Here is an 8,926-nt window from a genome sequence, read left to right as displayed (position 1 = left end):
GTGCTCTGAATTCCGGAGAACGTATGACGCAAGCCGCCCAAATTGTCCGCAAGGGCCGCAAATTCGATCAAGTGCTAGAAGGCGCGCGCAAAGTGTTTATGGCGGACGGGTTCGAGGGGGCCAGCGTCGACGATATCGCCCGCGTGGCCGAGGTCAGCAAAGCGACGCTGTACAGCTATTTCCCTGACAAACGGCTGCTTTTTGTCGAAGTCGCAACGACCGAATGCACGCGGCAGGCCGACGACGCCCTACACAATATTGACCGCGCCGCCCCCCCACGCGAGGTTTTGACGCGCACAGGGCAGCATTTTTTGCGCTTCATCACGTCCAAACTTGGTCAGCAAATCTTTCGGATTTGTGTGGCGGAATCGGATCGCTTTCCAGACATCGGGCGCGCGTTCTATGCCTCTGGTCCTGCGGTGATGCGCCGCGAAATGGCGCTGTATTTCAAGGATGCGACCGAACGGGGCGAGCTGCAAATAGACGACCTTGTGCTGGCGGCTGATCAATTTGGCGAACTGTGCAAGGCCGATGTCTGGCCACGGCTGATGTTCGGTGTGTCGAAATCTGTCACTGACGAAGAAATCAAACGCGTCGTTGATGGTGCCGTCGAAACGTTCATGGCGCGTTACGGAACCTGAAGCCCGACCTATTCTAGACTCGACTCCTAGGGCGAATTTTGTGTATCCAGATTAAGAACAAAATAAGAACATTTGGAATCACCGAACCATGTCCACCCGTGGGCCCAACCGCCGTATCTTATCGCTGTGGTTCCCTCGAATGGGGGCCGACCGTCTGATCCGACGGGACCCGTTGCTTACGGATCACCCGCTTGGGGTGGTTGCGGAGCACGCGAATATGCAGGTTCTGACCTCGATCAACAGCATCGCCGAAAGGCACGGAATTCGCGTTGGCCAACCGGTGCGTGATGCCCACGCCATGTGCGAAGGGCTGATCACACGCCAGCGTAATACCCTTGCAGAACAATCGTTTATGGCGGTGGTGCGGCGCTGGGCAGGTAAATTTTCACCTTGGGTCGCACCCGAAGGGGACGACGGATTGGTCATCGACCTTAGCGGTTGCGCACATCTGTTCGGCGGCGAAGAGGCGCTGGTGCAAGTGGTCCAAGACGACTGCAACGATTTGGGGTTATCGGTTTGTCTGGGCGTGGCTGACACGCGCGGGGCGGCATGGGCGCTTGCGCGTTTTGCGGGGCAATCAGGGCAATCAGATCGCAACGGTGACGCGATTGACCAAGAGGCCCGCGCGACGCGATCACGGGCCGGAAAACGGCGACACTGGACCAAAGGCGGGGCCGCCCCGACCGTGCAAATGGGGCGCAACGACAGCCGTCACAGGATCGCACCGCCGGGGCAAACCTATGTGGCGCTAAGCCCGCTGCCGATCGCGGCCCTGCGCCTTGATGCAGATACGATTGCGCAGCTGAACCGTCTTGGATTGCGCCGCGTCGGGGATGTTTTGGGGCAGCCTCGTGCAGGGCTCGCACGGCGGTTTGGGCGGGGTCTGGTGATGCGGCTGGACCAAGCAATGGGCAGCGCGCCCGAACCCGTGTCGCCCGCAGGGGCCGCGCATCATTTTGCAGTGCGCATGACCTTGCCTGAACCGATCGGATTGGCCGATGACGTGATGGCGGGTGTTGATCGTTTGCTGGACCGGTTGTGCGCGGCGCTCAAGACCCAAGGGCGCGGTGCCCGCCGTGTGCGCCTGCAAGCATTTCGTGTGGATCAGGGGGTCGAAATGATCGAGATCGGGCTGGCGCGCCCATCCCATGACCCCGCCCGTATCCGCCCGCTGCTAGAGCTAAAGATCGACGACATCGACGCGGGTTTTGGCATCGACATGCTGCGGCTTGAGGCCGTGCAAAACGAACCGTTGCAGGAACGCACCGCCGTCGGTCACCTAGAGGCTGGCGACAGCGTTAATCGCCGTCTGGCCACACAAACGGGTGTCGATGATCTGCTGGGACGGTTGGGCGCGCGCATCGGGCTGGACGCGATCACACGGGTGCATCCCGCCTCTAGCCACATCCCCGAAAAGAGCGCGCAGGTGCTGGCGGCCACATGGTCCGAGGCGCACAAAGGGCCGTGGCCCGCGCCCCCCAACCCGCGCCCCTTGCTGCTGTGGCATCCCGAACCCGTCACCGCATCCGAAGCCGGACCCAAAGTGCCAAGCAGCTTTCGATGGCGCGGACGTGACCACACCCGCATCCGCGCGTTAGGCCCTGAACGGATTTCACCGGAATGGTGGCTGGATGACCCCAACTGGCGCAGCGGCGTGCGCGATTATTGGGTGATGGACACCGACCACGCAGAACGGTTGTGGCTGTTTTACGGGCACGGCGGCGCGATGTCGGCAGGCTGGTTCTGCCAAGGCAGCTTTGCCTGACCGACGTTCTTTTCAGGGTGAAACAACATCGATGACACGACAGGTCGTGTAGCCATTCTTTTTTGCCCACGCACGTCCTTCGATGTTTAGCGTGGTCATCAATGTCGCCACATCTTCGTTGCAATAAGCGATGGCGGTTGCGCGGGCCTCAGCGGGATTTTGCCAGTATCCAAGATACGCCATAGCTGGTTTTCGAAATCGCAAAGGCACCGTGGCGTCCGTCTTTTTGTTTGGTGACATATTCGCCAGTAAACGATTGCGAGGCGCGTGTTCCAAGACCTGACGCCTGCGTTGCATCCAGAGGGACGTCTTTGGGAACCATGATTGCGTGTAAAACGCAGTTTCCTTTGTTTTCTGACAAAATCATGCAGCCTTTGTGCGCTGCGGCCTTGGCTGATTTCAGGTCGTTAAAATTGCGCACCCAGAACGCACATCGGTTTGTTTCACTTCGGTAGAACGCTCCGAAATGTTCCTTTTGACGGCGAAAATCGTTGTAGGATTGTGCCTGACAGGTTGTCAGGGTTGACCCCGAGACCACGCCGATTTTGACGGGGCTAGCATAGGTTTTGATCTCGGCAAATGCAGCCTGACCCATCAGGGAAAAAGCTGTGGCTGCGGCAAAAGTGAACGCGTAAAAAGCATGACATAAACCTTATCGTGCCGACCTTGATGTTCCTGGTGTATTACCCGTATCGGGCCATCAGCTGGCGCTATGATTTTGTATTTTCTACGCCGGATGAATGGGTGACCCAAAGCTGGGTGGAGCAAGGTGCGCAAATCCAGTTTGGCCAGCGTTTGATCTACTTTGCTGCTTGGATGATACCGGTGCTATTCGGCATATTCGCGCGGCTCATTGCGCTGCGAATTTTATGGAGCCTTGCGCGGGGCGAGGTATTTTCCAACGGGATGGCACGGATGATTTTCTGGATGGGCATGTGCGGTGCATTGTCATCCGTCACGCATTTGGCGGCGGCGGCATATAGCCCGATGATGCTGTCGTGGGCCAACCCAAGCGGGCCTCTGCCTGTGCGATTTTGGTACAGCTCAACACATTTCACCAACATCTTTTACGGATTGGCATTTGTACTTATGGGCTGGGTCATGAAAGAAGCGTCGCGGATATCCGAAGAAAACGATGGGTTCTTGTGATGGAAATTGTAGTGCGATTGGACGTTGTCTTGGCGCAGCGGAAAATGAAGTCCAAGGACTTGGACGAAGCTATTGGGATCAGTGTGCAAAACCTGAGTTTGCTAAAATCAGGCAAGGTCAAAGGGCTGCGGTTTTCGACGCTGGCGCGGATTTGCGAGGTGTTGGAATGTCAGCCCGGTGATCTGCTGGAGGCTGTTGTGGTGCCATGAATGTGGCGCGGTGGTGCATCAAGATGCACCTTACCCGCACTGCATTTAGGATTTTGGGCGATTGTCCACGATCCGCACGGCCTTGCCTTCGGACCGTGCGACGCTGCCGACAGGGCCAACATCCACGGCCGAGCTGATGCCGATGCTTTGCTTGATGCCGGCACTCAATGCTTTACCTGCGGCGGCGCGTGCGTCGTCAGAAACGCTATCATCTGCCGCTTCGGTCAGAATGCGCATCTGGTCCATCCGGTCGGGTTTGCTCAGCTCGATCTGGAAATGCGGGGCAAGACCGGGGGTCGCCATCAGCACCTCTTCGATCTGGGTGGGGAACACGTTGACGCCGCGCAAAATGATCATGTCATCAGAGCGTCCCGTCACCTTTTCCATCCGCCGCATGCTGCGCGCAGTGCCCGGCAACAAACGGGTCAAATCACGGGTGCGGTAGCGAATAATCGGGAACGCTTCTTTGGTGAGCGAGGTGAAAACCAGCTCGCCTTGTTCGCCGTCCGCCACGGGTTCACCGGTTTCCGGATTGATGATTTCCGGGAAAAAGTGATCTTCCCAAATGTGCAGCCCGTCTTTGGTTTCGACGCATTCCATCGACACGCCCGGGCCCATGACTTCGGACAATCCATAAATATCAACGGCGTGCATATCAAAGGCTTGCTCGATTTCGACGCGCATGGCGTTGGTCCAAGGTTCGGCCCCAAAGATACCGACGTCCAGCGAACAGGCCCGCGGATCGAGACCCTGGTTCGCGAATTCGTCCAGAATCGACAAGGCGTAGGATGGCGTGACTGTGATGCCGTTGGGTTTGAAATCTTCGATCAGACGGACTTGGCGCGGGGTCATTCCACCCGAAATCGGCACAGTGGCAACGCCCAGAGTGTCAGCACCCAGATGAATGCCCAAGCCGCCTGTAAACAACCCATAGCCATAGGCATTGTGCAACATGTCGCCGCGTTTCAGACCCGCAGCACGCAGGCTACGCGCCACAACAGTCCCCCAATTATCAAGGTCGTTTTGCGTATAGCCAACCACCGTGGGCTGCCCAGTGGTGCCAGATGAGGCGTGAATACGCGCAACCTGATCACGCGGGACGGCGAACATCGCAAACGGGTAATTGTCGCGCAAATCGGTTTTGACGGTGAACGGAAACTTGGAAAGATCGGACAGGCTGTGCAGATCATCCGGATGCACGCCCGCGTCATCAAACGCCTTTTTGTAGAACGGCACATTGTCGTAGGCGTGATTCAGCGACCACTTTAGACGGCTCAATTGCAGTGCCTCGATTTCGTCTCGACTGGCGATTTCAATGGGGTCGAGGGTGGGTTTGGCCGGGGTAAGATCTTTCATGGGGCAAGCTCAGTCTATCAGGTTGTGGCTTCTGGAAAATGTTGGCCTTTGATCGTGCGGGACAGGCCGTGGAACAAAGCAATTTTGCGGCCTTCTTGGCCAGCGATGGTGACGCTATAGGTGCCGGAACGCCCCGTGCGCGAGGTTTCTGTTGCCGTTGCAACCAACACTTCCCCCAATTGCGCGGATTGCACGTAGGTGATCTGGTTCTGTTGCGCGACGGTCAGCTGATTGTAGGTGTTGCAGGCAAAAGCAAAAGCGCTGTCCGCCAACGTAAAGATGTAGCCACCGTGACAAATGGAATGCCCGTTCAGCATATCGGGGCGCACTGCCATTTGCAGCGTCGCACACCCCGGCGCGATCTGCGTGATGCGCATGCCAAGCCCACTGCTCGTCGCATCTTTGGCAATCATCAAAGACGCACATTTTTCGGCACGGGTTTGTGGGGTCACGGGGTGAGGTCTCGCTAATATGTTTCCGATTTCAAGCACAGTGCGTCAGATGTGTAACGTATTCAAGCCTGCACATTGCTGGACCATGACACGACTTGATTTGCGCTGCAAAGGGCGCAAGTGTTGAGCTATGCATATGCAAACACCTTCGCCGTCTAACTCTCGTGAAATGCCGCCACCGCAGGTTGCGTTTCACCGCACCGAACTTGGACCGATTATGTCGCTGTACGGGCGGATGGTAGCGGCAGGCGAATGGCGGGACTACGGGATTTCATCCCTGCGCGAAGTTGCGATCTTTTCAATATTTCGCAGGACGGCGGAATACCCGCTGTACCGCATCGAAAAGCGCCCAAAGCTGCGTGACAAACAGGGCATGTACGCGCTGGTAGGGATGGACGGTCAGGTATTGCGGCGCGGGCAAGATTTGAAAACCGTGCTGCGCGTGCTGGAACGCAAGCTGATCCGCGTCGTCGACTGATCTAACGGAGGCCCTGCGGGCCACACGATGTTTTCAATTCCCATCCGGAAATTGGTTTTGGTCTGCTTTGCGGCTGTTGTCAGCCCAATGGCACCAATCGTTTGTGGGCTGTGACAGGGCCATCCCCCTGGGCTTGAATTCTAGCAATAGCTGTGTCGATAGGTTCGAATACGACGCGCATGTGGTGCGCATTTGCATGGATCAAAGTTTCGGAATCTGCGGCGAAGGCCACATGCCCTTTCCAGAAAAACAGATCACCCTTTTGTGCGAAAGATTCGGGTGGCAAGTGTGTTCCAAGTTGGTCTTTTTGCTGATCACTGTCGCCGGGGCAAGGCAGGGCGCAGGCGACCAACGCAGCTTGGATCAAGCCAGAGCAATCGATGCCCAACCGGCTATTTCCCCCCCACAAATAAGGTGTGCCAAGGTACAGTTTTGCGACTGCGATGATGTCCGTTTCGGGGTGCGTTGCCGGCGCGATGTGCTGTTTCGGGACAAATCCTTGATCTGTTTGTGCGAAGGTTCCGACCATTTCAGTGACATGAATCAAACTGCCATGATGCAGGGTGGTTAAATCTGCGGACTTCATATTCGCCTCTGTGTAGGCGTGCGTCGCGGGTGCGCAGATGCGGTGCGTGACCGGAGTGTCAGGGCCCAAAGCAGCCGTGTTGACGTAACCGACATAGCCGTCTTTGTCGGCAATCACGTAACTGTCCGCCCCGTCTTGGCCCAGAACAGTCAGCCGTTCCCCAAACAGAACCTGCCGATCACGGGATTGTCCGGGGTGCCGGTTCAGATCAGCAACGGGCCAAACCACCCGTGCCTTGCTGTCTTGGGTGACCCGATCCGGATCAGGAGTAGATCGAGGATCGCTCATTTCAGAACGTCTGATTTGAGCATTGTGAACAGGGCACGGGTTGCTTGGCCGACACCGCCTTTCGGGCGGGCGGGTGCCGCTGTTGGTTGCCAGCCGTAGATGTCGAAGTGCATGTACGCGGGCGTTTTGGTCACGAAACGACGCAGGAAAAGCGCGGCTGTGATGCAGCCTGCAAACCCACCTTTGGGTGCGTTGTCGAGATCTGCAATTCCGGGTTCAATCATCGCCTCGTAGGGGTCATGAAACGGCATCCGCCAGACCGGATCAGCGCAGGCTGACGCGGCAGCCTCAAGCGCCGTCGCCAGTTTTGGATCATCCGTGAAATAAGGGGCCAGATCAGGACCAACTGCGACACGCGCCGCGCCCGTCAGTGTTGCCATGGAAATGATCAGATCAGGATTTTCTTCGTCGGCGAGCGCCAAGGCATCGGCCAAAACAAGGCGCCCTTCCGCGTCGGTGTTGTTGATCTCAACCGATAGTCCCTTGCGCGATGTCAGGATATCCTGCGGGCGAAACGCGTTGCTAGACACTGAATTTTCGACCGCAGGGATCAGCACGCGCAATTGAATGTCTTGCCCCGTGGCCATCAACATATGCGCAAGACCCAAGACCGCTGCAGAACCGCCCATGTCCTTTTTCATCAATCCCATCGACGCACCTGGCTTTAGATTTAGGCCGCCTGTGTCGAAACAAACGCCCTTGCCGACCAGCGTAATTTTGGGCCCTGACGCACCCCAGCGCAAGTCGATCAGACGCGGTGCGCGATCAGCCGCACGACCAACGGTGTGGATCATAGGAAAGTTCTGGGCCAGCAAATCCTCGCCGGTGATAACTGTGATGTCAGCCTCAAACGCGGCGGCTAAATTGCGTGCAGCGTGTTCTAAATCTGGCGGGCCCATGTCTGATGCGGGGGTGTTAATCAGGTCGCGGGTCAATGCTTCTCCGCTGGCGAGTATCTGGATTTCTGCGGCATCAATATCGGCGTGTGCGGCCAGTTGTGCACCCATAGGAGCAGCCGTAGCGTAGCGATCAAACCGGTAGCTTTGCAACAACCAGCCAAGGGACTCTTCGGCCAATTGATCAGGTGTCAGGCCGGACTCAATGGCATAAACACCTGCGGGTAACGTCGCGGCGGCTGCGGCCAGCGGGAAACGACCCCGCGCCCGTGCAGCGTCTGATCCGAATCCTGCCAAAGCCATCGCAATTTGCCCATCGGGTCCAGGTACAACCACCGCTTGGCGCATCCCGCCGGTAAATCCGTTGGCAGTTGCCCAGCCCTGAACAGATGCCGGTTGGGCCGAGAGCCAATCAGCGCAGTTTGCTTCGTCAATCACATGAAGGGGGATGGTTGGCGCAGAGGGGTCGGCAAATTGAACGGACATAAGGTATCTTTCTGTGACCTGAATTTGGCCACAGCCTAGCCGCTTGTGCGCGACCTGCAAGACCGATCATACGCCGCGCTGATCAGATCGTGATGTCCTGTAGTTCCCAAATTGCGGTCAACGATCCCTCGCCGATGCGCATCAGACGGTGCATGGTGGCGGCCAGCGCAATATCGCTTTTGTTGTCGACGCAAACGGTCACGTCGTTGGCAACAATTGACACGCCTTTCATGCCGATCTGATCAGCAATCGCGACCAAAGATCGGGCACTTTTGCGTAGTTCAGCCCAGTTCGCCGCCTTAAACAGCCGCTCACAATGGGACAGGCGCAGCGCCAATTCCTCCATTGCGCGACACACCACATCTTCGGCCCCGGCGGGGCCAAGCTGCGCATAAAGCGTGCTGAGCTGGCTGTGATCCAGATCGACCTGCTCCGTCAGTCGGAGTTGTGTTACCACTTGCATTTCTTTCTCACCCTAAACTCATGACCCCCACGGCCAACGTCAATTTGGCAAAAGACCTTTTCGATTTGGTTAGTGCATCGAACATCCACACGTCTTTTTCTCTCGAATTCGATAAGAATTCAGGCTAATGAGCAGGACGTTTGAATAGGGTTTGGAT

The 8,926-nt window shown here is 57.2% G+C and carries 11 protein-coding genes; 5 read left to right on the top strand and 6 right to left on the bottom strand.

Annotation, left to right across the window (positions count from 1 at the left end):
* The first annotated feature begins 23 nt into the window (after positions 1 to 23).
* Both ACFIO0_RS16510 and ACFIO0_RS16505 read left to right on the top strand, forming a co-directional pair.
* Positions 24 to 641 (top strand): TetR/AcrR family transcriptional regulator C-terminal domain-containing protein, encoded by a 618-nt coding sequence (locus ACFIO0_RS16510; RefSeq protein WP_390911489.1) that lies wholly within the window; start codon positions 24 to 26, stop codon positions 639 to 641.
* A gap of 88 nt (positions 642 to 729) precedes the next feature.
* Positions 730 to 2,406, top strand: coding sequence for a Y-family DNA polymerase (locus ACFIO0_RS16505; RefSeq protein WP_390911488.1), 1,677 nt, complete (start codon positions 730 to 732; stop codon positions 2,404 to 2,406).
* A gap of 148 nt (positions 2,407 to 2,554) precedes the next feature.
* Here the strand turns inward: ACFIO0_RS16505 and ACFIO0_RS16500 are convergent, their stop codons facing one another.
* Positions 2,555 to 3,001 carry a hypothetical protein gene (locus ACFIO0_RS16500; RefSeq protein WP_390911487.1) on the bottom strand — a complete coding sequence of 149 codons (447 nt, stop codon included), beginning with the start codon at positions 2,999 to 3,001 and terminating at the stop codon, positions 2,555 to 2,557.
* A 74-nt stretch (positions 3,002 to 3,075) separates the two neighbouring features.
* On the opposite strand from ACFIO0_RS16500, the gene ACFIO0_RS16495 reads away from it, so the two are divergent.
* Together ACFIO0_RS16495 and ACFIO0_RS16490 are read left to right on the top strand one after the other, a co-directional pair.
* Complete coding sequence (locus ACFIO0_RS16495) at positions 3,076 to 3,555, top strand: DUF2975 domain-containing protein (RefSeq protein WP_390911486.1); 480 nt, start codon at positions 3,076 to 3,078, stop codon at positions 3,553 to 3,555.
* Entirely contained in the window at positions 3,555 to 3,764 is a 210-nt protein-coding gene (locus ACFIO0_RS16490; protein ID WP_390911485.1) for a helix-turn-helix domain-containing protein, read from the top strand. The genes ACFIO0_RS16495 and ACFIO0_RS16490 overlap by 1 nt, the downstream gene beginning before the upstream one ends.
* 45 nt (positions 3,765 to 3,809) lie before the next feature.
* On the opposite strand, the gene paaK is transcribed toward ACFIO0_RS16490, so the two are convergent.
* Together paaK and paaI are read right to left on the bottom strand one after the other, a co-directional pair.
* Entirely contained in the window at positions 3,810 to 5,120 is a 1,311-nt protein-coding gene (gene paaK, locus ACFIO0_RS16485; protein WP_390911484.1) for a phenylacetate--CoA ligase PaaK, read from the bottom strand.
* 17 nt (positions 5,121 to 5,137) lie between these two features.
* Positions 5,138 to 5,572, bottom strand: coding sequence for a hydroxyphenylacetyl-CoA thioesterase PaaI (gene paaI / locus ACFIO0_RS16480; RefSeq protein ID WP_390911483.1), 435 nt, complete (start codon positions 5,570 to 5,572; stop codon positions 5,138 to 5,140).
* A 130-nt stretch (positions 5,573 to 5,702) separates the two neighbouring features.
* Here paaI and ACFIO0_RS16475 point away from each other — a divergent pair, with 130 nt between their 5' ends.
* Positions 5,703 to 6,050: a DUF2794 domain-containing protein gene (locus ACFIO0_RS16475; protein ID WP_390911482.1), complete on the top strand. Its 348-nt coding sequence runs from the start codon at positions 5,703 to 5,705 to the stop codon at positions 6,048 to 6,050.
* A gap of 79 nt (positions 6,051 to 6,129) precedes the next feature.
* Here ACFIO0_RS16475 and ACFIO0_RS16470 read toward each other — a convergent pair whose 3' ends face one another.
* The 3 genes from ACFIO0_RS16470 to ACFIO0_RS16460 form a co-directional block, all read right to left on the bottom strand.
* Positions 6,130 to 6,924, bottom strand: coding sequence for an NlpC/P60 family protein (locus ACFIO0_RS16470; RefSeq protein WP_390911481.1), 795 nt, complete (start codon positions 6,922 to 6,924; stop codon positions 6,130 to 6,132).
* On the bottom strand, positions 6,921 to 8,306 hold the full coding sequence (locus ACFIO0_RS16465) for a leucyl aminopeptidase family protein (RefSeq protein WP_390911480.1): 1,386 nt from the start codon (positions 8,304 to 8,306) through the stop codon (positions 6,921 to 6,923). The genes ACFIO0_RS16470 and ACFIO0_RS16465 overlap by 4 nt, the downstream gene beginning before the upstream one ends.
* An 82-nt stretch (positions 8,307 to 8,388) precedes the next feature.
* Complete coding sequence (locus tag ACFIO0_RS16460; protein WP_390911479.1) at positions 8,389 to 8,769, bottom strand: hypothetical protein; 381 nt, start codon at positions 8,767 to 8,769, stop codon at positions 8,389 to 8,391.
* Positions 8,770 to 8,926 lie beyond the last annotated feature (157 nt).

This window comes from Pseudosulfitobacter sp. SM2401, assembly GCF_042932805.1.
Classification (GTDB): domain Bacteria; phylum Pseudomonadota; class Alphaproteobacteria; order Rhodobacterales; family Rhodobacteraceae; genus Ascidiaceihabitans.
Note: the sequence above shows the minus strand (reverse complement) of the source record. Positions and strands in the feature narration are given on the sequence as shown.